This window comes from Kitasatospora sp. NPDC004723 (genome assembly GCF_040609255.1).
Classification (GTDB): domain Bacteria; phylum Actinomycetota; class Actinomycetes; order Streptomycetales; family Streptomycetaceae; genus Kitasatospora.
Genome location: NZ_JBEXJT010000041.1, coordinates 1 through 24,721 on the forward strand (window position 1 = coordinate 1; position 24,721 = coordinate 24,721).

General features: G+C 74.3%; 13 protein-coding genes and 1 pseudogene. 6 read left to right on the forward strand and 8 right to left on the reverse strand.

The genetic code is table 11. The features are described 5' to 3' along the window. Window positions 1–767 (reverse strand): annotated as a pseudogene (locus ABZW10_RS29615) (hypothetical protein); the annotation flags it as partial. A 290-nt stretch (window positions 768–1,057) separates the two neighbouring features. Between ABZW10_RS29615 and ABZW10_RS29620 the strand changes: the two are divergent. The 5 genes from ABZW10_RS29620 to ABZW10_RS29640 all read left to right on the forward strand — a co-directional run bounded on the left by ABZW10_RS29620 (window position 1,058) and on the right by ABZW10_RS29640 (window position 13,454). Beyond that, a complete protein-coding gene (locus tag ABZW10_RS29620) occupies window positions 1,058–7,225 on the forward strand; it encodes an RHS repeat-associated core domain-containing protein (RefSeq protein ID WP_355371787.1) in 6,168 nt (2,055 codons plus the stop codon). After that, window positions 7,222–8,334 (forward strand): hypothetical protein, encoded by a 1,113-nt coding sequence (locus ABZW10_RS29625; protein WP_355371789.1) that lies wholly within the window; start codon window positions 7,222–7,224, stop codon window positions 8,332–8,334. Before ABZW10_RS29620 ends, ABZW10_RS29625 begins: the two co-directional genes overlap by 4 nt. Window positions 8,335–8,514: 180 nt before the next feature. Beyond that, window positions 8,515–11,259, forward strand: a complete 2,745-nt coding sequence (locus ABZW10_RS29630; protein WP_355371792.1) for a LuxR family transcriptional regulator — start codon at window positions 8,515–8,517, stop codon at window positions 11,257–11,259. A gap of 116 nt (window positions 11,260–11,375) precedes the next feature. Beyond that, window positions 11,376–12,344: a helix-turn-helix domain-containing protein gene (locus ABZW10_RS29635; RefSeq protein ID WP_355371794.1), complete on the forward strand. Its 969-nt coding sequence runs from the start codon at window positions 11,376–11,378 to the stop codon at window positions 12,342–12,344. Between the two features lie 108 nt (window positions 12,345–12,452). Further along, the gene (locus ABZW10_RS29640) at window positions 12,453–13,454 is read left to right on the forward strand and encodes an alpha/beta hydrolase (RefSeq protein ID WP_355371796.1); all 1,002 of its coding nucleotides are present in this window, start codon (window positions 12,453–12,455) and stop codon (window positions 13,452–13,454) included. Window positions 13,455–13,484: 30 nt separating this feature from the next. Here ABZW10_RS29640 and ABZW10_RS29645 read toward each other — a convergent pair whose 3' ends face one another. The 7 genes from ABZW10_RS29645 to ABZW10_RS29675 all read right to left on the reverse strand — a co-directional run bounded on the left by ABZW10_RS29645 (window position 13,485) and on the right by ABZW10_RS29675 (window position 21,985). Next, window positions 13,485–14,213, reverse strand: a complete 729-nt coding sequence (locus ABZW10_RS29645; protein WP_355371798.1) for a YoaK family protein — start codon at window positions 14,211–14,213, stop codon at window positions 13,485–13,487. Beyond that, the gene (locus ABZW10_RS29650) at window positions 14,194–14,730 is read right to left on the reverse strand and encodes a DoxX family protein (protein ID WP_355371800.1); all 537 of its coding nucleotides are present in this window, start codon (window positions 14,728–14,730) and stop codon (window positions 14,194–14,196) included. The genes ABZW10_RS29645 and ABZW10_RS29650 overlap by 20 nt, the downstream gene beginning before the upstream one ends. 79 nt (window positions 14,731–14,809) lie before the next feature. Continuing rightward, window positions 14,810–16,678: an amidohydrolase gene (locus ABZW10_RS29655; RefSeq protein ID WP_355371901.1), complete on the reverse strand. Its 1,869-nt coding sequence runs from the start codon at window positions 16,676–16,678 to the stop codon at window positions 14,810–14,812. Window positions 16,679–16,956: 278 nt separating this feature from the next. Beyond that, window positions 16,957–18,969: an FAD/NAD(P)-binding protein gene (locus tag ABZW10_RS29660; protein ID WP_355371803.1), complete on the reverse strand. Its 2,013-nt coding sequence runs from the start codon at window positions 18,967–18,969 to the stop codon at window positions 16,957–16,959. 133 nt (window positions 18,970–19,102) lie between these two features. Further along, entirely contained in the window at window positions 19,103–20,074 is a 972-nt protein-coding gene (locus ABZW10_RS29665) for a quinone oxidoreductase (protein ID WP_355371806.1), read from the reverse strand. Next, the gene (locus tag ABZW10_RS29670) at window positions 20,071–21,114 is read right to left on the reverse strand and encodes a DMT family transporter (RefSeq protein ID WP_355371809.1); all 1,044 of its coding nucleotides are present in this window, start codon (window positions 21,112–21,114) and stop codon (window positions 20,071–20,073) included. Before ABZW10_RS29670 ends, ABZW10_RS29665 begins: the two co-directional genes overlap by 4 nt. Window positions 21,115–21,121: 7 nt before the next feature. Then, entirely contained in the window at window positions 21,122–21,985 is an 864-nt protein-coding gene (locus ABZW10_RS29675) for an SAM-dependent chlorinase/fluorinase (RefSeq protein ID WP_355371812.1), read from the reverse strand. Between the two features lie 919 nt (window positions 21,986–22,904). Between ABZW10_RS29675 and ABZW10_RS29680 the strand changes: the two genes are divergently transcribed. Next, entirely contained in the window at window positions 22,905–24,548 is a 1,644-nt protein-coding gene (locus ABZW10_RS29680; protein WP_355371814.1) for an alkaline phosphatase D family protein, read from the forward strand. Window positions 24,549–24,721 lie beyond the last annotated feature (173 nt).

The following is a 24,721-nucleotide window of genomic DNA, read 5'->3' on the forward strand; positions in this document are numbered from 1 at the left end:
ATCGGCGGCGGGCTGGTGAACACCGGGCGCCCGGCGGGGTCGGTGGCCTGCACGGCGCCGGTGGCCGCGTCGGTGGCGACCGTCACACCGACCGTGGACATCGTGTACTTGAGCGTCGCCAGCTCGGGGTTGGCCGCGGCCTGGGGCGTCTTGACGACCACCAGCTGCGAGAAGCCCTCGACCTCGGCCTTCAGCTGCACGTCGACGCCCGGCAGCACCTCGGCGTAGGTGGCGACGTTGCCGGCCAGGGTGGGCTGGGGCAGCGGCTTCGGCCAGGAGAGCGAGAGGGTGCGGCCGTCCTTCACGCCGGTCAGCAACGGGCCGGCGCCGCCGCCGGAGAACGCCACGGTCACCGACGCGGCCTTCGGCTTCACCGAACCGTCCGCCGCGAACTGCAGCGTCGGGTCGGTGGCCACCCAGGCGCCACCGCGCAGTACGCGCACCGGGGTCCCGTAGTGGCGCACCGAGAACGTGCCGTCCGGGTTGGCCCAGGTGTCCGACCGCTCGGTCCGGGCGGTCACCAGCTCGGCCGGCGCGTTGGTCGACCTGGCCTCCTTCAGGGCCTTCTCCTCGGGACTGACCGAACCGTCGTCCACCGGCGTCGTACCGGCGACCGCCGGCACACCCGGGGCACCCGGGGCGCCGGGAGCGGCATGCGCGAGGGAGGGCGGCACGACGACGAGGCCGACCGCAAGCCCCCCCGCCAACGCCAGGGCTATCGCCCCGCTCGGCCGCAGACCACTGCGGCCGTTCTGGGAAGAGATCACGCTGATTCCTTCTGGATGGTGGTATTTGCGCGAAGCGGTAGGACTCTATACCGCCCGGGCGACCCTCCCGGCCGTGGTTTCCGGAACGTCCCGGGTGACCGTGACCACCACTCATGGACAGGTGCTCGTACGAAGTCTGATGTTCATTCACCGGCAATGGGGAGCGTTACTGATCAATGGTCACACAACCGGACATCTCGCCCTTCATTGCGGGTTCACAATCCGGAGAATTCGTCTGTGCCTCTTGCTAGCCTTCGTCGGCTCATTCAGAATCTTCGGAGGGGACCGGAGTGAGAAACTCTGTTATCCGCTGGTTGGCGACCGCGGTCGCCACCACGGCGTTGATAGGCGCGCTACCGGGTTCGGCCGTCGCCGCCGGTTCGCGCGACACGAGGCCGGACCTGCCGGCTTTGCAGGACGTCAAGCCGGTGCCGGTCAAGCCGGTCCGGTTCGGCGACGAGAAGCGGCCGAACCAGGCCGCGACGACCGAGGGCCCCGCGCCCGCGGTCGTCTGGCCGGGTTCCGACCGCATTTCCGCGCGGGTGCGCGGTGTGGCCGAGGGGGCGCCCGGACCGAAAGCGAATTCCCTGCGGAAGCAGTCCGACGACGTACCGGTCGGACAACTGGGCGTCACGGTCGCCGACCGGGAGAAGGCCCGGGCGGCCGGAATCGACGGCGTCCTGTTCTCGGTGGCCGGGCCCGGCGCGGGCGCGGCGGAGAAGGTGGACGTCTCCCTCGACTATTCGTCCTTCGCCAAGGCGTACGGCGGTGATTGGGCGTCACGCCTCACCCTGGTGCGGCTTCCCGAGTGTGTGCTGACCACCCCGGACAGTCCGGAGTGCCGCACGACGGAACCGCTGGCCTCGGTCAACGAGCCGGTAAAGGGCACCGTCTCGGCCTCGGTGGACGCGCCGGCCCGCCCGGCCGCCACGGCGAAGGGCGCCTTCGCGGCCGCTCCGGCCGCGGCCGACGCCGGCGCGCCGATGGTGCTCGCGGCCACGGCCGGGGCCTCGGGTCCGGCCGGTGACTACAAGGCGACCTCGCTGCAGCCCTCGGGTTCCTGGACGGCCGGCGGCGCCACCGGCGGCTTCGACTACTCCTACCCGATCAGCATCCCCTCGGTGCCCGGCGGGCTGCAGCCCACCGTGGCGCTGGGGTACTCCTCCTCGTCCGTGGACGGCCGCACCTCCGCGTCCAACAACCAGCCGGGCTGGCTGGGTGACGGCTGGTCGTACGAGCCGGGCTTCGTCGAACGCCGCTACAAGGCCTGCAACGACGACCAGTCGGGCGGCACCAACACCGCCAAGGTCGGCGACCAGTGCTGGTACAACGACAACGCCGTGCTGTCGCTCGGCGACAAGCACACCGAGCTGGTCTACGAGGCCGGAAAGGGCTGGCACCCGGCGACCGACTCGGGCGAGAAGGTCGAGAAGCTCACCGGTGCGAGCAACGGGGACAACGACGGTGAGTACTGGAAGATCACCACGGTCGACGGCACCCAGTACTTCTTCGGACTGAACCGCCTACCCGGCTACCAGCCCGGCTCGGCGGAGACCAAGTCGGCGTGGACGGTGCCGGTGTTCGGCAACCAGTCCGGCGAGCCCTGCTACAACGCGGCGTTCGCCAACGCCTGGTGCCAGCAGGCCTGGCGCTGGCAGCTGGACTACGTGGTCGACCCGCGCGGCAACGCGATGGCCTTCTACTGGAACACCGAGTCCAACAACTACGCCCGCAACTGGAGCACGACGACCGGCAAGGGCACCGCGACCCCGTACGTGCGCGGCGGCTGGCTGGACCGCGTCGAGTACGGCCTGCGCGCGGACTCCGTCTACTCGGCCAAGCCGATGGGCGTCGTCAAGTTCGACGTCGACGAGCGCTGCCTCGCCGACTGCGGCACCTTCGACGAGGCCCACGCCAAGAACTGGCCGGACGTCCCGTTCGACCAGAACTGCAAGGACGGCGACGACTGCAAGTCCAACGCCTCGCCGACGTTCTGGTCCCGCAAGCGGCTGACCGCCATCAGCACCAAGGTGCTCACCGGCGGCGCCCACCAGGACATCGACACCTGGAACCTGGTGCAGAGCTTCCCGCCCTCCGGCGACGGCATCTCCACCCCGATGTGGCTGGCCTCGATCGCCCGCACGGGCAAGAGCAACGGCAGCATCCCGCTGCCGGCGGTCACCTTCGCGGGCGAGCAGATGGCCAACCGGGTGGACCGGACCGGTGACGGCCTCGCGCCGTTCGTCCGGCTGCGCCTGAACCAGATCACCACCGAGACCGGCGGCACCATCGGGGCGTACTACTCCCCGGAGGACTGCACCCCCACCAGCCTGCCGCCCTCGGACGGCAGCAACACCACCCGCTGCTTCCCGGTGAAGTGGGCGTACGAGGGCACCACCGCCAAGCTCGACTGGTTCAACACCTACGTGGTGACCAAGGTGGTCGAGAGCGACAACATCGTGGAGACCCCGGACAAGGTCACCGAGTACTCCTACCTCGACGGCGCCGCCTGGGCGAAGAACGAGGACGAGTTCACCAAGGCCGAGGACCGCGTCCACTCCGTGTTCCGCGGCTACGGCCGGGTGCAGACCCGCACCGGCGCCGGGTACGACGCCAAGACCCTCACCGAGACCCGCTACTTCCGCGGCCTCGACGGGGCCCAGGTCGCCGACTCCACCGGGGCCGTGGTCACCGACCGCCCGCAGTTCGCCGGCCAGGCGCGCGAGAAGGCCACCTACAACGGTGACGGCGGCGCGCTGGTCGCCGCCACCTCCTACACGCCGTGGCGCTCCGCCACGGCGACCGCGACCCGCGCCAGGACCGGCCTGCCGGCCCTGGAGGCGTACGTCACCGGCGTGGAGAAGGAGCGGACCCGCACCGCGGTGACCGGCGGCGAGCGCATCACCTCGCTGTCGCGCACCTTCGACCAGTACGGCCTGGTCAGCAGCGTCTCCGACCTCGGTGACGAGGCCGACGCCAACGACGACCGGTGCACCACGACCACGTACGCCCGCAACACCGCGGCCTGGCTGCTCGACCGGGTCGCCCGGGTCGAGACCGTCGCCGCGGCGTGCGGCGGCAGCGTCAGCCGCCCGGCCGACGTCATCTCCGACCAGCAGACCTTCTACGACGGGGCGACCGCGGCGGACGCCGCTCCGGTCAAGGGCCTGGCCACCGAGACCCGCACCGTCAACGGGGCGGGCAACGGCTACGACACCGTCTCCCGCACCGGCTACGACGCCTACGGCCGGGCCGTCTCGGTCTTCGACGCCTACGGCAAGGAGACCACCACCGCGTACACCCCGGCGGCGGGCGAGGTGCCCACCCAGACCGTCGTCACCAACCCGCTCGGCCACACGAGCACCACCGCCCTGGACCGCCGGGGCCAGGAAGTGGCCATCACCGACGCCAACGGCAAGCTCACCACCACCGCGTTCGACGCGCTGGGCCGGGTCACCAAGGTGTGGCTGCCGACCCGTTCGGCGGTCACCTACCCGGACTCGCCGAACTACGCGTACGGCTACCAGGTCCGCAACGACGGCGTGAACGTCATCAGCACCACCACCCTCCAGCACGACTCCACCTTCCTCACCCGGTACGTGCTGCTGGACGGCCTGCTGCGGACCCGGCAGACCCAGGAGCCGTCGCCGAGCGGAACGGGCCGGCTGGTCTCGGAGACCTCCTACGACACCCGCGGCCTGTCCTGGCGCGACTCGGGCAAGTTCTACGCCGACGGCGCCGCCGAGGGCGTCCTGGTGCTCGGCCAGGAGCTGAAGTACCCGGACTCGACCGACACCCTCTACGACGGCGCCGGCCGCGTCACCGCCGTCATCAGCAAGCGGTTCGGCGACGAGACCAAGCGGACGACCACCACCTACCACGGCGACGCCACCACGGTGGTCCCGCCGCAGGGGGCCGTGGCCACCACCACCTACGTCGACGGCCGCGGCCGCAAGACCGAGGTGAAGGAGTACACCGACCCGGCCCGCACCATGTCGCAGTCGGTGAAGTACGCCTACGACAAGCGCGGACGGCTGACCGAGACCAGCGACCCGGCCGGCAACAAGTGGACCACCGGCTACGACGTGCGCGGCCGCGCGGTGCAGACCGACGACCCCGACAAGGGACGGACCACCACCGTCTTCGACGCGGGCGACCGGCCGGTGGAGACCACCGACGCGCGCAACATCACCCTGCACACCGACTACGACGCGCTCGGGCGGCGCACCGCGCTCAAGCAGGGCTCGGCCGTGCTCTCCGAGTGGGTCTACGACACCGTGGCCAAGGGCCAGCTGTCGAAGACCGTCCGGCACATCGACGGCTCGGACTACGTGGTGGAGGTGACGGCCTACAACAGCCTGTACAAGCCGACCGCCAACCAGGTCACCGTTCCCGCCGCCGAGGGCGCCCTGGCGAACACCTACAAGTGGACCACCTCCTACAACGCCAACACCGGCCAGCCGATGTGGACCCAGCAGCCCGCCGCCGGCGGCCTGCCCCAGGAACGGGTCACCAACGCCTACACGCCGACCATGGGCCTGGCCGCGACCGTCTACGCGGGCAGTGACGCGATCCTCTCCTCCGCGGTGTACGACCACTACGGGCGCACCACCCGCGAGGAGTTCGGCGCGTTCGGCAAGCAGCTCTGGGCGTCGTACGAGTACGACGAGCACACCGGGGCGCTGACGCGGGCGGTCACCGACCGGGAGACCGCTCCGCAGCGCATCGACGACACCGGCTACAGCTACGACCCGGCCGGGAACGTCACCGCGATCACCACCAGCAGCGGTCAGGACGCCGCCCGGGTCACCGACCGCCAGTGCTTCACGCTGGACGGGCTGCGGCGGATCACCGAGGCCTGGACGGCCCGGGACGCCTGCACGACCGGCCCGCAGAACAACGTGGCCGGTCCGGACGCCTACTGGACGTCGTACACCTACGACGCGCTGGGCAACCGGAAGACCGAGGTCCGGCACGACAGCGCCACCGGCGGCGCCGGCGACGTCAGCCGCACCTACACCACCCCGGCCGCCGGCGCCGCCCGCCCGCACGCGCTGACCTCGGTCTCCGAGACCGGGCCGGGCGGCACCCGGGTCGACCAGTACGGCTACGACGCGGCCGGCAACACCACCGCGCGGCAGACCGCGAGCGGGTCGCAGACCCTGGAGTGGGACGCCGAGGGCCACCTGGCCAAGGTCACCCAGGGCGCGTCCGTCAGCAGCTACCTGTACGACGCCGACGGCGCCCGCTTCATCCGCCGCGACTCCACCGGCACCACGCTCTACCTCCCGGGCGGCAACGAGCTGCTGCTCCCGAAGAGCGGCCCGGTGGTCGGCACGCGCTACTACTCCGTCGGCAGCAAGACGGTCGCCGTGCGGACCGGGGGCGCGCTGACCTTCCTGCTGGCGGACCGCCAGGGGACGGCGACCGTCCAGGTGGACGCGCAGACCCAGGCGGTGACGCGGCGCAAGACCACCATCTTCGGCGGTCCGCGCGGTCCGCAGGCCACCGGCTGGTCCGGCCAGCGCACCTTCGTCGGCGGCACCCAGGACACCGACACCGGACTGACCCACATCGGGGCGCGCGAGTACGACCCGGTCAGCGGCCGGTTCATCAGCGTCGACCCGCTGCTGACCACCGAGGACACCCAGCAGCTGCACGCCTACGCGTACGGCAACAACAACCCCGTCACCTTCAGCGACCCGACGGGCCGGAAGATGTGCGCGGACAGCTGCGCGTCCGGCGAGGCCTGGGTCGGCATGAACGGCGTCTACCACGAGGCGCCGGCGCCGTCGACGCCTTCGCCGACCTGGGGGGTGGACCCCGGGCGGGTCGCCGCGGACACCGCGAGCGCGTACACGTTCCTCTACACCGAGGATGCCAACCGCCGCCGCAACCAGTACCGGGCCGCCGACCGGCTCGCCAGGGACACCGCGCGCGAGATGAGCACGAACTACGGCAGCAAGGCGGCCGCCCAGTGGGTCGTCGACGAGCGCAACGCGCTGCGCAGCCACTACCGGACCCCGTTCGAGGACTGGTACCTGCCGCGCAAGCGCGGAGAACGGGACTTCCCCACCTACGACGCGCTGCGGCAGCGCAAGTCGGACGTCGAGATCATCGAGAGCGCGGGAAAGACCAACCCCCGGGCGAACCAGCTGGCCAAGGTGTCCAAGATCGGCGGCCGGGCCATGCTCGGGCTCGACATCGGCATCGGCGTCTACGAGGTGGCGACGGCCCCCGAGGGCGAGAAGGTCCGCACCGCGGCCAGGGAGGCGGGCGGCATCGGCGGCGCCATCGCCGGAGCCAAGGGCGGCGCCGTGATCGGCGCGGCCGTCGGTAGTCTCTTCCCCGGTCCCGGTACGGCCATCGGGGCCGTCGTGGGCGGCGTCGGCGGTGCGATCGTCGGCAGCGCCGTCGGCCGGAAGATCGGCGGCTGGGTGGGAGGACTGTTCAAGTGACCGAGCCGATGCGGGGCGCCGACCCGACGGTGGCACTCCGGGAGGGCGACGACCTGGTCGTCGCCGAGCTGAGCGCGGGCGCGTTCGTCCGGCAGTCCCGGCTGCCGGGGTGCCAGACCCATGAGCTCCGCCCGTACCCGGTGCGGTTGATCCGCCACGACCACGGGGTGTCCGTGGTCGCGGCGGCCGTCGACGGCGGTGCTCCCGTGCACCACGCGGACTGCGTGGGCGGGGAGTTCACCACCCTCCCGGCCTCGCCGGCCACCGATCCCCAGCCGGGCCAGTACCGCGTGCTGCGGGACGGCTCGGCCGTGTTGGTCGGTGCGACCCGCAAGGAGACGCCGCTGGGCACCGTACGCAGTGTGCACCGGCTGCCCTGGGCGGCGACGGCCTGGGAGGAGGTTCCGGTCCCGGACCGCTACCTGGTCCTGGGCGCCACCAGCACGCCGACGGAGCCGCTGGTGCTGACCGGCGGCCGACTGGAGGCTCCGGACCGATCGGGCGAGCCCGGAAGGCTGCCCGTCCTGCTCACCCCGGCGCCCGCCGGGGACGGGTGGCGCGAGCTGGACCTCACCGGATGGGGCCGGCCCTCGGTCGGCTGGCGAGAACGGCTCGGCGGCGCGGGCGTGGACCCGTGCACCGGCGCGTTCGAGACGGCGGCCGGTGCCGGGGACCTCTGGTGCGCGGTCACCGAGTTCGGCGACTGGTGGGAGCACATCCTGCTCTACGGGGCGGATGCGGCCGCGCGGTCGTGGTCGTTCCTCCGCCTGTCGCACGACGGCCTGGCAGGGCGTCCCTCGGTCGCGGCGGACGGCATCACCGCCGTCTCCGCCTCCGGGCGGCTGCTGCGCTACACACGGGGGAGCCACCGGTGGAGCTCCTCGGACCTGCGTCCGGTGCTGCGGGGGCTGCTGCCCGGTGCCCCCGGTGCGGTCGTCACCGACGCGACGGTGACGGGGGACCGGCTGCTGCTCGCGGTCGGCCCTTCCGGCACGGAGCTGCCCAAGGCCACGCTCGTCTGCTCGCTTCCGCTGGACGGGTCGGCCGCCGAGACCGTGTACGACACGGCGGCGGATCCGGACCGCGAGGTGCTGGCCCTGATGTCCTGACACCCGCCTGACCCCTCGGGCCCCGCACCTCCGTCCGGAGGTGCGGGGCCCGAGTCGCTGGAAAGGGGTGCCGGCGGCGGGCGGAGCGCCCCCGCGCCCGCGGCGGGCGGGAGGGACCCGGACAGGCGATAACCTGGGGTCCGCCCGCAGGCGGGCCGACCGACCCCAGAGGAAAGCAGCGTGGCGCACGACAGGCAGGATCCGGCCCTGGTCGGGCGGCAGCGGGAGACCGAACTGCTCGCCGCCGCCCTCGACCGGGCCGGGAAGGGCACCGGCGGCGCGACCGTGCTGCTGCGCGGCGACGCGGGTGTCGGCAAGAGCACCCTGCTCGCCTGGACCGAGCGCACCGCGCGCGACCGCGGCTTCACCGTGCTGCGCGCCGTCGGCGCCGAGGCCGAGACCGACCTCGCGTTCGGCGCCCTGCACCAGGCCCTCTGGTCGCTGCTCCAGCGCTCCGACGCGCTCTCCGCCCACCAGCGGGACGCCCTGGAGAGCGCGTTCGGCGCCCGCTCCGGCACCCCGAGCGGCTTCGCCGTCGGCGCCGCCGCCCTCGCCCTGCTCGACGAGGCCGTGCGCACCGCCCCGGTCCTGCTGCTGCTGGACGACCTGCACTGGATCGACTCCTCCAGCGCCACCGTCCTCGGTTTCCTGCACCGGCGCTGCGCCGAGCTGCCGCTGGTGATCGCCGGCGCCACCCGCCCGGACGGGACGGCCACCCGGACCTGGTCGGCCGAGCCGGTCGACGTCCGGGCGCTGCCCCGGGCGGACGCCGCCGCGCTGCTCGGCACCTGCTACCCGGAGCTGGCCGGCGGCACCCGCGACCGGGTGCTCGCCGAGGCGGCCGGCAATCCGCTGGCCCTGGTCGAGCTGCCCCGCCAGCTGGCCGCCGCCCAGCAGCGCGGGGTCGCCCCGCTGCCCGAGCGGCTGCCGCTCGGGCGCCGGCTGGAGCGGATGTTCGCCGAACGGCTGGACGCGATGACCCCGGAGGCCGGCCGCCTGCTGCTGCTCGGCGCCCTGGCCACCGGCCCGGACCTCAGCAGCGGCGTGTGGCTGCGCGCCGTCCCGGACCGCGAGGTGCGGCAGACCCTGGAGCGGATCGAGGCGGACGGCCTGGCCCGGCTCGACGCCGCCGGGCAGCTGGTGTTCCGTCACCCGCTGGCCCGTACCGCCGTGGTCTCGGCGGCCTCCGACGCCGCGCGCCGCGAGGCCCACCGGACCCTGGCGGACACCCTCGCGCCCGACGACCCCGGCCGGCTGGTCCACGAGGCCGCCGCCGCGCTGCTGCCGGACGAGGACCTCGCGGGCCGCCTGGCCGAGGCCGGCCGCGACCTCGCCCGGCGCGGCGGCGACGCCGAGGGCGCGCTGCTGCTCGAACGCGCCGCCGTGCTCAGCCCCGGCTCCGGCGACCGCGTCCGCCGGCTCAGCTGGGCCGCCGTGATGGCCGCCCGCGGCGGGCAGCTGCGCCACACCGCCGCCCTGGTGGAGGAGCTGAAGGCCGGCACCGTCCCGCCGGACGTCGCGCCGGTGTTCGCCTACGCGGTGGTCTACGCCGACCAGAGCCACCACGTCGACTTCGCGTCCTCCGCCGCCCTGCTGCCGGCCGCCCTCGACACCATGACCGCGCCGGGCGCGGACACCTTCGGCGGGCTGGTCGAGCAGGCCTTCTTCAAACTGCTGCTGGCCGCCAGCTACACCGACGACCCCTGGGCCTGGCAGGCGCTGCAGCGCCACCGGGACGCCGTCTCCGAGGTGGGCCGGCTCTGCCTGCGCGCCTGGACGGAGCCGGGCCCGGGCGTCGCCGACGCCCTGCTGGCGGTGGCCGGGGACCTCACCGCGGAGCAGGAGGCCGGCGCCGCCTGGCTGCTGCTCTGGACCACCTCGGCCCTCGACTGCCCCGAGGCCGACCTGTGGCAGCGCTTCACCCGGCTGCACGGCTACGCCGGCCAGGGCTCGGTGGCGAAGGCCAAGAGCCACCAGGACTTCCTGCTCGGCGACTGGGAGCGGGCCGACGACTGCCTGCGCGAGGCGGAGATCGCCGAGGAACTCGGCTACCGCACCAACGCCCTGCTGTTCCGCCAGTACCACGCCGCCTTCCTGGCCGGGCGCGGCGACGAGGCCGGGCTGGACGCCGTCGAGCGGGCCGTGCGGCCGACCGCCGTCCGGGCCCGGATGCGGTTCGTGCTCGACCGCCTGACGCATCTGCGCGGGCTGGCCGCGCTCGCCCACCAGCGCCACGAGGAGGCGTACGGGCACTTCTGCGGGCTCCTCCCGGCGGGGCGGCCGGCGGGCTCCCCGCCCCGGCACCACGCGCTGGTGTTCGACCTGGTGGCCGCGGCCGTGCACGCCGGCCGGCGCGAGGAGGCGCTCGCCCACCTCGCGGCCGTCCGGCGGGCCCGCTCCGCGGAGATCTCCGGCCGGCACGCCTTCCTGGTCGCGGCGGCCACCGCGGTGGCCGCCGCGGACGAGGACGCCGACGACGCCTACCGCGCCGCCTACCAGGTGCCGGGCGCCGAGCGGTGGGCCTTCGACCTCGCCCGGCTGCGGCTCGCCCACGGCTCCTGGCTGCGCCGCCGCCACCGCTCGGGGGCCCGGGAGGTGCTGCGCACGGCCCACCACGTGTTCCGCCGGCTGGAGGCCGCGCCCTGGGCGGCGCAGTGCGAGGAGGAGCTGCGGGCGGCGGGCGACGCGCTGGTCCCGCCGCAGCGCGGACCGTCCGAGGCCCCGTCCGTGCCGGCCCTGCTGACCGGCCAGGAGCTGCGGATCGCCCGGCTGGCCGCGACCGGACTGACCAACAAGGAGATCGGCCAGCGGCTGCGGCTGTCGCCGCGCACGGTCGCGGCGCACCTCTACAAGATCTTCCCCAAGCTCGGGATCACCTCCCGCGCCGCGCTCGCCCACGCCCTCGGCCACCCGGTCGCCCGCTGAGCCGACCGCCGACGCGTAGTCAGTACGACAGTCAGATGACCTAACGCGGCGTTTGCCCTTTCGGTCAGGCTGATCGTGCAGGGACTTCGACGGAAGGCGGTCAGATGGGCGTGCGGGTGACGACCACCTCGGTCCCGGACGGCGAGAAGGCGGCGTACCTGGGCGGGGCCCTGTCGCGGACGCTGGTACCGCTCGAACTGCGCCCGCTCACCGGGCGGCCGTTCGACGGGCAGCTGGTCTCGCACCGGCTCGGCCACGTGCGGCTCTCCACCCTGGAGGCGGACGCCGCCCGCTTCTCCCGCACGGCGGCCCTGATCGCCCGGGCCCCGCGCAGCGAACCGCAGGTCGGCGTCGGCGTACAGGTCTCCGGCCGGGCCGTGCTGGTGCAGGACGGCCGCCGGGCCGAGGTGGCGGCCGGCGGGCTCGTGCTGTACGACACGGCCCGCCCGTACGCCTTCGACTACCCGGAGCGCTTCCGCACCCACCTGTTCCACCTGCCGCGCCGGCTGCTGGGCGTGCCGGAGCAGGACCTGCGGCGGGCGTCGGCGACGGCCGTCGGCCCGGCGGACGGGTGCGGACCGGTGCTGCTGCCGTTCCTGGACGGCCTGGCCGCCTCCGCGCACTCCTACCCCGTGCCGGTCGGCGACCGGCTGGCCGGCAGCCTCGCCGACCTGCTGAGCGCGCTGGTCGCCCAGCTCACCCTGACCCGGGCGGCGGACGGGCCGGACACGCCCAACGCGCAGCTGGTCCGCCGGGTGCGCTGGTACATCGACCGGCACCTGGGCGACCCCGAACTCGCGCCCGAGCCGATCGCCCAGGCCCACCACATCTCCGTCCGCTACCTGCACCGGCTGTTCGAGGGCGAAGGGGTGACGGTGGGCAAGCTCATCCAGCGGCGCCGCCTGGAGGAGTGCGCCCGTGAGCTGGCCCGGCGCGGACGCACCGCGCCGACGGTCTCGGCGGTCGCCCAGCGCTGGGGGTTCGTCAATCCGGCGCACTTCAGCCGGGCCTTCCGCGCCGCCTACGGGGTGCCGCCGCGGGACTGGCGCGCCGGGCGCGGGGCGGGAGCGGACCTGCCCGGCTGACCGACCTGCCCGGCTGACGAGCCGGCGCGCCCCCGGACCGCGCCCCCCGGCCCCGCAACCCCGGGCGGCTCCGCAGCGCACGACCGACCGAAAGCCAGGAGCGAAGAGTTGCCCGACCCCATCCCCTTCCCCGACCACGGGCCGGTGCTCGACCGGGCGCTCCGGGAGTTCCTGGCCGCCCGGGCGGCCGACCGGACCGCGGCGGAACCGCCGCACCTCTTCGCGCCGCCGCCCGCCGACGCGCCCGCGGCGGCTCCCGGCGACGGGACCGAACCGGACGATCCGGGCGCCACCACCGAGGAGTGGCTCGCGCTGCCCTGCGGTCCCACCGGGCGGGTGCCCGTCCAGGTGACCAGGCCGGCCGGCGCCGCCGATCCGTGCCCCGTGGTGCTGTTCCTGCCCGGCCTCGGCTGGTCGCCCGGCGACGCCACCGGCCACCGCCGGCTGGTCCGGGAGCTCGCCCTGGGCACCGACGCCGCCGTGGTCCACGTCGACTACGCGCGGGCGCCCGGCGCGCGCTACCCGGTGGCGGTCGAGCAGTGCTACGCCGTCCTGCGGTGGATCCGGGAGCACGGCCACGAGATCGGGCTGGCGGGGGAGCGGGTCGCCGCCGTCGGCGACTCGGCGGGCGCCAACCTGGTGGCCGCCCTGACCCTGCTGGCCGGCGAGCGCGGGGACGTCCGGCTGGTCCAGCAGGTGCTGGTCTGCCCGGTCACCGACGCCGACTTCGACACCCCGTCCTACCACCGCTTCGCCCAGGGCTACTTCCTGCACCGCGACCACATGCGCCGCTACTGGGACGCCTACCTGCCCGACGAACGGCGGCGCCGGGAGGCGACCGCCGCGCCGCTGCGCGCCACCCTGGACCAGCTCGCCGGGCTGCCCCCGGCCCTGGTGGTCACCGCCGAGGCCGACGTCCTGCGCGACGAGGGCGAGGCCTACGCGGCCCGGCTCCGGGCGGCCGGCGTCCCGGTGGTGGCGACCCGCTACCAGGGGACGGTGCACGGCTTCCTGCTGCTGGCCGGGAGCTGCCCGACCGGCACCGCGCGGGCCGCGATGATCCAGGTCGTCGACACCGTGCACGTCGCCCTGCACCGCCGCCCCTGGTGAGGAGCGGCGGTGCAGGGCGACGTGCGCCGCTCAGGAGACCGGCGGCGCCCAGGGGGCGTCCGCGGCCGAGAGCCGGCGGGCGCTGACGGCGGTGGCCAGCAGCAGCAGTGCGGCCAGGGCCAGCGCGACGGACGGCTGCCCGTGCAGGACCAGGACCGCACCCACCAGGCCGCCGAGCAGCATCGCGAGCGCCGACAGGATCCGGCGGCCCGGGCGGGGCCCGGCACCGCCCGCCGCCGGGGAGTCGGCGGCCAGGCCGGTCAGGGTGAGGGTGAGCACGGTGGTGGTGAGGTCGGGCACGCCGAGCCGGCGGGCCACCGCGTTCTGCAGACCCATGGCCAGGCCCAGCAGCACGATCAGCGGGTACCGGGCGTCGTCGCCGCCGACGACCGCGGCGGTGACGGCCGCCGCGGCCGTGAGGACGGTCTGGACGCCGCCGGCCAGGGCCAGCAGCCGGCCGCGGTGCGCCGCCGACCGTCCGGCCAGCCGCCCGCCGGCGAGCGCGCCCGCCAGGAAGGCCGCCGGCGAGACGAGCGAGGCGGCGGCGGACAGGCCCGGGGCGCCCGCGAGGGCGAACCCCAGGAAGACCACGTTGCCGGTCATGTTCGCCACGAACACGTGCCCGAGGGCGAGGTAGCTCACCGCGTCGACCACGCCGGTGGTGACCGTCAGCAGCAGCATCAGCGGCGGCAGCGGGCCGTGCCGGTCGGTGCGCGGCGGGGCGAGCGTCCGCAGGGCGTCAGTCAGCAGCGCGCGCACCGGCCGCCGCTCCCGCCGTCGCCCCCGCCGTCGGGGCCGTGCGGTGCAGGACGGCCCGCGTGAGCAGGCCGCTGACCGGGCCGAACACGGCGGCGGGGACCACCAGCCAGAGCGGCCAGGCGGTCAGGCCGACGGCGTGGTCGACCGAGAGGCGCCCGGCGCCGGTGAGCGCCAGCGCGCCGGTGACCACCACCAGCACCAGCGGGTACTCGTAGCCGTCGTTCTGCACCCAGAGCCCGTGCGGCACTTTGACGGTGATCGCCACCGTCATCACGCCCATGGCGACCATGGCCGCCAGCGGGGTGAGCGCGCCCAGGGCCAGGAACAGGCCCGAGCCGATCTGCCCGGCCCCCGCGGCGAGCGCGGTGAGCGTCCCGCCCCGGAAGCCGTCGTGCGCGAACTCCGCGGTCCCGCCGGAGAGTCCGTTGCCGCCGAGGCGGTGGCTCACCTTCTGCACGCCGTGTCCGGCGATGAGCAGGCCCACCACCACCCGGATGATCAGTAGTCCGGTATCCATCGTGTCCCGTTCCTGTCCCTGGTCCTGTTCCTGTTCCCGGCCCCGTCGTCCCGGCCGGCCGCGCTCGCCCGCCGAGGGCTCAGAGCACGAAGCACGGGTCGAACGGCAGCTCCCGCTCGACGGTGTGGCCGCGGGCGACGCGCCAGTCGCGCTGCAGCGCGGACTCGGCGACGACCTCGCCGAGCAGCTCCGCCTGACGGGCGCCGGTGGACCGGTAGCCGCCGAAGCGGGCGACCGGGCTCCACGCGGGGCTGATCGGCGGGAGCTCCTCGTCCAGGCCCTCGTACTCGGCCGCGGCGTGCACGATCCGGCCGCCGACCACGGTCAGCACGGACTCGATGTCCGGGATCTCGTGCTCGGGCACCGTGAAGAAGTCGTCGGACAGCACCGCGAGGTCGCCGTAGCAGCCGGGCCGCAGCACGCCCTTGACGTCCTGCTCGCCGGTGAGGGCCGCGCCCGCGGCGGTGTACATCGCGAGCGCCGTCGCCCGGTCCACCCGGTTCTGCGCCGGGCGCATCGCCAGGCCGCCGACCGTGCGGCCGGAGACCAGCCAGTGCAGGGCGACCCACGGGTTGTAGGAGGAGACCCGGGTGGCGTCGGTTCCGGCGGCGACGTTCAGGCCGCGGTCCAGCATCGCCCGGATCGGCGGGGCCTCGGCGGCGGCGCCGGCACCGTAGCGGCGGGTGAACGTCTCGCCCTGGAAGGAGAGGCGGTTCTGCACGGAGAGCGCGCCGCCGAGCCGGGCGATCCGGTCCAGGCTCTCCCGGGACACGGTCTCCGCGTGGTCGAACAGCCAGCGGTTGCCCTGCGGGAAGAGGCCCTCGGCGGCGAGCTTCTCGAAGACGGCGAGGTCGCGCCGGATGGTCTCGTCGTAGGTGGCGTGCAGCCGGAAGCCCCAGCCGTTCTCCATGAGCAGCCGGACGGCCTTCTCGAACTCGGCTTCGTAGGAACCGAGTTCGGGGCGGGGCTCGGCGAAGTTCTCGAAGTCGGCGGCGGCCCAGGTGAGGTTCTCGCCGGCGCCGTTGAGCCGCAGCCACTCGTCGCCGTCCTCCGGGCGGACCGTCTCGATCCAGCGCCTGAGGTCGTCCAGCTCCTGCCCGCCGGTCTGCGGGAACAGGTGGTAGGCGATGCGCAGCGAGAGCAGGCCCTCCCGGGCGAGCTCGGTCACCGTCGCGTAGTTCTCCGGGAAGTTCTGGAAGCCGCCGGCGGCGTCGATCGCGGAGGTCAGGCCGAAGCGGTTCAGCTCGCGCAGGAAGTGCCGGGTGGAGGCCTTGCGGTCCTCCGGCGGCAGGGCGGGGGCCTTGGCCAGCGTGGAGTAGAGGACCAGGGCGCTGGGGGCGGCCAGCAGCATGCCGGTGGGCTCGCCGCCGCGGCCCCGGACGATCTGGCCGCCCTTGGGGTCGGGGGTGGTCGCGTCGTAGCCGACGGCCTTCAGCGCGGCGCGGTTGAGGATCGCCGACTGGTAGAGGTGCAGCACGAACACCGGGGTGTCCGGCGCGGCCTCGTTCAGCTCGGCGGGGGTCGGCAGCCGGCGCTCGGCGAACTGCTCGGCCGACCAGCCGCCGACCACGCGCACCCACTGGCCCGAGGGCGTGCGGGCGGCCTGCTCGCGCAGCATCGCCAGCGCCTGGCGCAGCGAGCGCACGCCGTCCCAGCGCAGCTCCAGCACGTAGCTGAGGCCGCCCCGGATGACGTGCAGGTGCGCGTCGTTGAGGCCGGGCACGACGCGCCGGCCGAGCGCGTCCACCACGGTGGTGGACGGTCCGACGAACGGGGCGATGTCGGCGTCGTCCCCGACGGCGGTGATCACGCCGTCCCGGACGGCGAGGGCACCGGCCTGCGGGCGGCGGGCGTCCCCGGTGTGGATCCTGGCGTTGCGGACGACGAGGTCGGCGGCGTTCCCGGCGACATCCTCCTCCGTGCGGGGGACGATCCCGCCGACCGGCATGACAGACACCTCGAAAGCCTCCTGTGCTGGGGTGCGACCGCCGCCCGGAGTGGGCGGCGGAGAGAGGGGTGCGGCGGCCGGACGGGCCCGGGGGCCGGGCCCGTTCCTCCCACCGACGCTGAGACGCTAGTTCGCTGGTCCGGTGCCGAATCGGCCCACAGCGCACGGCCGCCGTCCCGCCAGCGCACCCCCGTTCCCGGCGTCCGGCGGGGCACCGCGAAAGCCCCGGCCCCCTCCGTCCGGCGGGACGGAGGGGACCGGGGCGGCGGTGGCCGGCGTCAGCCGGGGTGGACGGGCGTGCGCGGGGCGGGGCGGCGCTGGGCGGGGACCACGGCGACGGCCGGGCGCAGCGGGCGCAGCGCGAGGACGGCGCGCGCGATGGCGTCGGAGTCGCCCAGCGTCACCGAGTTGACGCCGGGTCGGATGCCGGCCGCGGTGACCCAGTGCACCGCCTCGGTGGGGACACCGTAGGCGAAGCGGCGCGGGTGCGCCCGCCCCTTCGCGTCGAGCAGGTGGTACGGCCGCTCGCTGACCGCCAGCCCGCCCGTCTCGTACCCGGGGCCGGTCGCGTCGGGGATCCGGTAGACGCCGGCCTGGCCGTCGTCCAGCAGTCCGCGCAGCAGGCGGTCGCCGGTGCGCCGCAGGTCGGGTTCGGGCAGCCGGGCCTCGACGAGGACGGCGGCGCGCAGCGGCGGTGCGTCGATCGCGGGGGAGTGGGCGGTGAAGGCGGGCGGGGTGCCGCGCGGGTCGAGGGCGATCCGGACGTCCGGGCCGAGCAGGTCGACCACCCCGGCCTCGATCAGGGCGCGCAGCTCGTCGATCCGGGAGGCCGGCGGGCCGATCGAGAGGAAGGCGTTCAGCGGGGTGTACCAGGACTCCAGGTCGTCGCGGTAGGAGGAGCCCTCGATGCCGCCGTGGTCGACGGCCAGCCGGATCTCGTTGCGCAGGTCGCGCAGCACGTCCAGGGCGGCCTTGAGCGGGCCGCTGAGGTTGCCGGCCCGGGCCTCGCGCACGTCGCGCTCCAGGCGCTCGACGATCCAGGCGCGGTGCTCGGCGCGGGAGGCGAAGCGCAGGCCCGCGTACGGGTGGGCGAGCGTGTGCCAGTCCCAGCGCTGCGCGGCGGGGATCCCGTGGCGGTCGAGCAGCGCGGCGGTGCGGGTGGGGCCGGCGGCGGCCAGGTACTCCTCGGCGAGCCGTTCGCCGTCCTCCGGGCGGCCGGCGGCGGCGAGCAGGGTGGCGTAGTAGACGGCCTCGACCTCGCGGGCGACCAGCGGCCACAGGTCGCGTGCGAAGCGCACCGGCTTGCCGGCGGCGGCCCGTTCGCGCAGCCGGGCCGCATGGTCCTCGGTGAGCAGCCGGGGGTGGTGGCGGCCGTGCGCGCCCTTCTCGTTCTCGCCGCGCGCGTGGTAGGGGACGCCGCGCCGCGAGCCGGCCAGGATCAGCGGCTCCTGCCCGGAGGGGTGGTAGACGAGCCGGCCGTCGCGTTCGGCGAACCGGCCGCCGCGGCCGCGGGTGAGCAGGGCGAGGTGGTCGAAGAAGTTGAGGCCCAGGCCGCGGAACAGGACCGGGCGGCCGGGCAGCAGGGCGGCGAGGTCGAGGTCGGCCGGGTTGGCGGGCGGCAGGTGGACGAGGCCGTGGGTGGCGGCGGCCCGGGTCAGGGTGCGTTCCGCGCCGGTGGGGCCGGTCGCCAGGTGGCCGAGGGCCAGCACCACCGCGTCCAGGTCGGCGATCCGGCGGCCGTTGGCGAGGACCAGCACCTGGGCGGCGCCGGGCACCGGGTCGGCGTCGGTCAGCCGGACGGCGCGGGTGCGGTGCTCGACGATCCGGCAGTGCGCCGGGGCGCCGGCGCGCACCCGGCGGTGGACGTCGCGCAGGTAGCGGCCGTAGAAGGCGCGGGTCGGGTAGGCGTCGGGGGTGAGCGCGCGGGCCTCGGCCCGCACCTGGTCGTCGTACTCGCCCGGAGCGCCCTGCGGGACGGCGGACTTGGCCCAGGTGTAGAGGCTGGGGCCCTCCTCGACCGGTCCGTCGATCGCGACGCTCGGGTCGGTGTAGGCGGTGACCTGCGAGGCCACGGTGTTCATCAGCAGCAGCCGGGACTGGTTGGTGCGCCAGACCCGGCCGGCGCCGGGCGGGTAGGGGTCGACGAGGTGGACGGTGAGGGCGGCGGCCGACGGGCGGGAGCGCTCGTTGGCCAGCAGGCGTTCGAGGACGGACAGGCCGCGCGGGCCGGCGCCGACCACGGCGATCCGGCGGTGGCGGGCGGCGGTCGGGCCGGGGGAGTGGGGAGCCATGGGTGAGTGTCCTCCCGTGCTTGGGGCCGTTCGGACCGGTTGTCGGGGCAGGTGACGCCCCGCCGGGCGCGGGCGGCGTCCGGCGGGGCGTCGGTCTTGGTGCCTACGGGTGCCTACGGGTGCCTGCGGGCGCCTACGGGTGGCGCAGCAGGATCTTGCCGAGGCTCTCCCGGCGCTCCAGCCGGGCGTGCGCGGCGGGGGCGTCGGCGAAGTCGAAGGTGCGGTCGATCCGGGCCCGCAGGGTGCCGTCGAGGAGTCCGGCGAAGAGGTCGCCGGTGCGGGCGGTGAAGTCCTCGCGGGTGAGCACGTGGTGGGTGAGGCTGGGCCAGGTGAGCTTCAGCGAGCCCTTCTGCACCAGCGTGAACGGGTCGATCGGGTCGGGCGTGCCGCTGGCCCGGCCGTAGACGACGAGGGTGCCGCGCGGGCGCAGCGAGTCGAGGCCGTCGAGGAAGGTGTCCTTGCCGACCGAGTCGTAGACAGCGTCGACGCCCGCGCCGTCGGTGATCCGGTGGACGGCCTCGCGGAAGTTCTCCCGGTCGTAGCGCACGACGTGGTCGGCGCCGAGTTCGGTGACCAGCGCGGCCTTCTCGTCGGTGGAGACGGTGCCGATGACGTGCGCCCCGGCGCGCTTGGCGAACTGGACCAGGAACTGCCCGACCCCGCCGGCGGCGGCGTGCACCACGACCACCTGGCCCTTGGCGATCGGGTGCGAGTCGTGCGCCAGGTAGTGCGCCGTGAGCCCCTGGAGCATCGCGGCGGCGGCCGTCCCGGAGTCGAGGCCGTCCGGCACGGTGGTCGCCAGCCGCACCGGGACCGTGACGAACTCGGCGTAGGCGCCGGGGAGTTCACCGTAGGCGACGCGGTCGCCGACGGACAGCTCGGTGACGCCGGGGCCGACGGCGTCGACCGTGCCGACGGCGTCCATGCCCGGGACGAACGGCAGGGCGACGGGGAAGACGCCCTGGCGGTGGTAGACGTCGACGTAGTTGACGCCGATGACCTCGGTGCGGATGCGGATCTCGCCGGCGGCGGGCTCGGTCACCGGGACGTCGTCGACCCGGAGCTGCTCGGGGCCGCCGGGGGCGTGGACGCGGATCGCCTTCATGGGGTGGTACCTCGGCTGTTCTGGTAGGCGGGTCGGGTGGGAACGGGCGGCGGCGGGTCGCCGTCGCCCGGGTCGTGGGCCGGCCGGGACGCCGGTGCGGGGGTGGCTGCCGGTGCGGAGAGGGTCGCCGGCGCGGGCGTGGTCGCCGGTGCGGGGCCGCGGGTCGGTGCGGGCCGGTTGGCGAGCAGTCCGCCGCCGATCATCAGCACCCCGCCCAGCAGTTGCAGCGGCGTCGGCGCGAGCCCGAGCGCCAGCAGGGCGACGAGCACCGTGAACGCCGGCTCCAGTTGCAGCACGCTCGCCGTCTCCCAGGGGCGCAGCCGCTCCAGCGCCAGGTGCAGGGTGACGTAGGCGAGGCAGAAGTTGGTGACGGCGAGCAGGAGTTGGAGCCCGAGCGTGCCCGCCGTCGGGTGCCAGCGCAGCGGACCCGGGGTGAGCAGCAGGACCGGCAGCAGCACCACCGCCGCCGGGACCAGCCGCCACAGGCCCAGTTGCAGCGCCGGCACCTTGGCCATCAGCGTCTTGGCGGGCAGGAAGGCGAGCCCGGCCAGCACCGCGCCCGCCAGTACCAGCAGGTCGCCGGTGCCGACGGAGGTGAAGCCCGCGCCGGGGTCGCGCAGCACGACCAGGACCCCGCCGGCCAGCGTGACCGCGAGCCCGGCCGACTGCCACCCGCGCAGCCGGTCGCCGAGCAGCAGCACGGAGGCCAGGACGGCCGTCGGGCCCTGGAGCTGGATGAGGAAGCCGCCGTTGACCGGGCTGGTCCGGCTCAGTCCGCCGATCACCAGGGCCAGCGACAGGCCGGTGCCGACCACCGAGACGAAGCCCAGCCGGATCCAGTCCCGCCCGGTCAGGCCACGCGGGACCAGCGGTCGGCGCCGTACCGCCAGCTGGGTGGCCAGCAGCACGGCGCCGATCGACAGGTTGAGCCCGGTGGTGAGCAGCGGGTCGATCTCGCGGGTGACCCGGTTGGCCAGCACGGCGCCGGCGCCGAAGAAGGCGGCGGTCAGCAGCGCGAATGCGTACCCCTGCGCGCGCACGGTGGGATCAGCGCACCTTCACGCGGACCGCGTGCCCGCGCTCGACCCCGTACCGGGCGGCGAAGTCGCCCTGGTTGAGGGCGAGTCCGAGCTGGTCGCGGCTGGCGATGTAGGCGAGCGGCTCGCCCTCGCCGGTCTCGCCGAAGGTGCGGCGCAGCGGGGTGGTGAGCCGGGCGCCGCCGATCTCGATCTCCAGCTCGGTGTCGAAGTCGATGCCCCGGGTGTCCAGGAATTCCCGGGTGATGCTCGTCCAGACGTTCCCGTAGTTCTTGTCGAGAATCGCCACCTCGCCGATTATCCAGTCGCCCTCGACGACCGGTTCGGCGATCTCCAGAAGGGTGATCCCGGCGGCGTCGATTTCCTCGCCGATCTCGCTGAACGGCACTCCGTTGGCGATGTGCGCGGCGGCCGAAATGACGATGTCGCGGCCGTAGAACGTCGGGTCGATGACGGGTCGGCGAACCTTCTCGGCGGTGATCCGGCGGACCTCGGCGACGCCCGCTTCCTTGACGATCCGGGTGAGCAGTCCGTTGTCGGGGGCGAAGTAGGTGTGCCCCTGGGGCGTGCGCACGCCGATCGCGTTGTCCTGGACGCCGGTGTGCGGGAAGGTGACGCAGGCGAAGACCGCCTCGGGCGGGAAGTAGCGGAACGAGTCGCGGATGTACAGGCCGGCCTCGTAGATGTCGAACGGCGTGACGTCGTGCGTGACGTCGACGATGTTGGCGTGCGGGGCGATGCTGAGCACCATGCCCTTGCAGATGCCGACGGCGTCGTCGACGAGCCCGAAGTCGGTGAGCAGCCCGACGATCGGTCGGGGCGTGAGCAGGCCGGGGCCGGCGGGGGTGGCGGGGGTACTGGCGGGAGCGGACATGCTGAACCCTTTCAGGATTACCGAAACGGGGTGGCGTGCATGGCTGTCCAGGATTTCCGGCGGTGAATCACCCGGGTAAAGGGCGGTTCAAGCGGCGCGAGATTGAAGCGAGGCTAGCACCCGGTCGGCGGCGAAGAAAGCGTGGGCTGTTTCGGCTGTATGAAGTCGTTCTGAAAAAGCGGAACGATACCGGCCGTTTGCCGGAATATTGGCGGACCGGAAATGTGTCCGCCCGGGGATTTCACCGGGCGGACGCGGACGGGGCGGGCGGGACCGCGTCGGCGGAACCGCCGAACCCGGCTGGTGGGTCAGGTTCATGACGGTGCGTCGGCTCCTGGTGCCCGATTTGCGGCCGGGCGCCGCGGCGTGATTGGCTGCGGCTCGTTCGCGGTCGTGATCACGCTCGGGACTCCCGCCGAACTCGCCTTCCGCTCAAGGTGATTGCCCTGACACGCCGGTCGGGGAGCGCTACGGTGGGCGGGCGTGCTCGGGGCGTTCCGGGGCGCTTTCGAGCGCTGGTCACCGGAGCCCGATCGAAGACCTGCCGGTCGGCGTCCGCACAGGCCGGGAGGCCGTGTTCGCGGACGGCCACCCGCTCGCGGTGGAGGGACGGGCGGCGCCCGCCCATCCGCGAGCGGGCAGGGCCGGCAGGCCGAGTGGGGCGGGCGGGTCCGCGCCGGCCGCCCCATTCGGTTGCAGACGCCGTGTCGGCCCGACGGTGCGGCGGCGCCGACGGCCCGTCGGCGGCGAGGGGGCAATATCGTCCGATTGCCCGATTCGGCTGCCGTCATCACCTGATGATCACTTCTGCGCCGGTGCCGCGATGCTCGCCGTACCGCAGGGTCCACTCCAATACCCTCCGTACACAGCCGGTGTCACCCGCCGGTCACGCCCAGCGTACGGAAGGCAGTCCATACCCATGGCCCGCACAGACGACCAGGCCTCGCACGACCAGCAGTTCCGGGAGGCCGCGACCCGGCTGGGGATCGGCCGTCGCCGCTTCCTGACCGTCACCTCGGCCGCCGCCGCGCTCGCGTTCACCACCAACCTGCCGAGCGCGCACGCCGCCGACGCCGAGATCGCGCCCCGCGCCCTGACCGAGAACCCGTTCACCCTCGGCATCGCCTCCGGGGACCCGCTCAGCGACGCCGTCGTGCTCTGGACCCGTCTGGCCCCCCGCCCGCTGGAGCCCGGCAACGGCCTGCCGCCCACCGGCGTGGTCAAGGTCGACTGGGAGATCGCCCGCGACGAGGCCTTCCGCAAGGTCGCCCGGCGCGGCACCGCCAAGGCCTACGCCGAGTTCAACTACGCCGTGCACGTCGACGTCGACGGCCTCGACGCGGACCGCGTCTACTGGTACCGCTTCAAGGTCGGCGGCTGGGTCAGCCCGGTCGGCCGCACCCGCACCTCCCCGGCGCGCGGCCGGAAGATCGACGAGGTCCGCTTCGGCCTGGTCTCCTGCCAGGCCTACGAGGACGGCTACTTCACCGCCTACAAGCACCTGGCCGACGAGGACCTGGACGCCGTCTTCCACGTCGGCGACTACATCTACGAATACGGCATCGACGCCGTCGGCGGCGACCGCAAGTACACCGACCGCACCCTGCCGGCGCTGTTCAACCACGAGACCACCAACCTGGAGGACTACCGCCTGCGGTACGCCCTCTACAAGCTCGACCCGGACCTGCAGGCCGCGCACGCCGCGCACGCCTGGTACGTCACCTGGGACGACCACGAGGTCGAGAACAACTACGCCGCGGGCATCCCGGAGAAGAACCAGTCGGTGGAGGCCTTCGTCGCCCGCCGCGCCGCCGCCACCCGCGCCTACTGGGAGAACATGCCGCTGCGCATGCCCAAGCCCGACGCCACCGACCTCAAGCTGTACCGCCGCCACCACTACGGCAAGCTGGCGCAGTTCGACATCCTCGACACCCGCCAGTACCGCTCCGACCAGGCCAACGGCGACGGCTGGCAGTTCCCCACCCCGGAGTCGGAGGACCCGACCCGCACCCTGATGGGCGCCACCCAGGAGCGCTGGCTGCTGGACGGCTTCCGCAAGTCCAAGGCGGTGTGGAACGTCGTCCCGCAGCAGGTGGTCTTCTCCCGCCGGAAGAACACCACCGCGGCGACCTCCAAGCTGTCCATGGACGCCTGGGACGGCTACCCGGCCGCCCGTGAGCGGCTGCTGGCCGGCGTCGAGGACATCGGCGTCGAGAACCTCGTCATCCTCACCGGTGACGTGCACGTCGCCTACGCGATGGACGTCAAGCGCAACTTCGACGACCCGGACTCGCGGACCGTCGGCGTCGAGATCGTCGGCACCTCGATCGCCAGTGACGGCGACGGCGAGGAGCACCCGGGCAACTGGGGCACCCTGACGGCGGCCAACCCGCACATGAAGTTCTACGACGGGCGGCGCGGCTACACCACGATCACGCTCAACGAGGAGCACGCCCGGGCCGACTACCGGGTGATCTCGCACATCACCCGCCCGGGCGGCACCGTCAGCACCGCCGCCTCCTTCGTCACCGAGGCCTACAACCCGGGCATGCAGCGCGTCTGACGCCCCGCCCCCGATCACCGGCCCGGTCGTACCGTTCCCCGATGCGGTACGCCCGGGCCGGATCCATGCCCGCCCCCGGAACCGCCTCGGAACCGCCCGGTCCCCGCCCCGTCCCCGCCCCCGGAACCGTCGTGCCCTTCTCGGGAGGGTTCGTGGACGATGCGGAGGTGTCG

Coding starts and splice junctions, on each gene's coding strand:
- ABZW10_RS29650 (WP_355371800.1), bottom strand. CDS start 14,730: ATGGATACCGGACTACTGATCATCCGGGTGGTGGTGGGCCTGCTCATC.
- ABZW10_RS29655 (WP_355371901.1), bottom strand. CDS start 16,678: ATGCCGGTCGGCGGGATCGTCCCCCGCACGGAGGAGGATGTCGCCGGG.
- ABZW10_RS29660 (WP_355371803.1), bottom strand. CDS start 18,969: ATGGCTCCCCACTCCCCCGGCCCGACCGCCGCCCGCCACCGCCGGATC.
- ABZW10_RS29665 (WP_355371806.1), bottom strand. CDS start 20,074: ATGAAGGCGATCCGCGTCCACGCCCCCGGCGGCCCCGAGCAGCTCCGG.
- ABZW10_RS29675 (WP_355371812.1), bottom strand. CDS start 21,985: ATGTCCGCTCCCGCCAGTACCCCCGCCACCCCCGCCGGCCCCGGCCTG.
- ABZW10_RS29680 (WP_355371814.1), top strand. CDS start 22,905: ATGGCCCGCACAGACGACCAGGCCTCGCACGACCAGCAGTTCCGGGAG.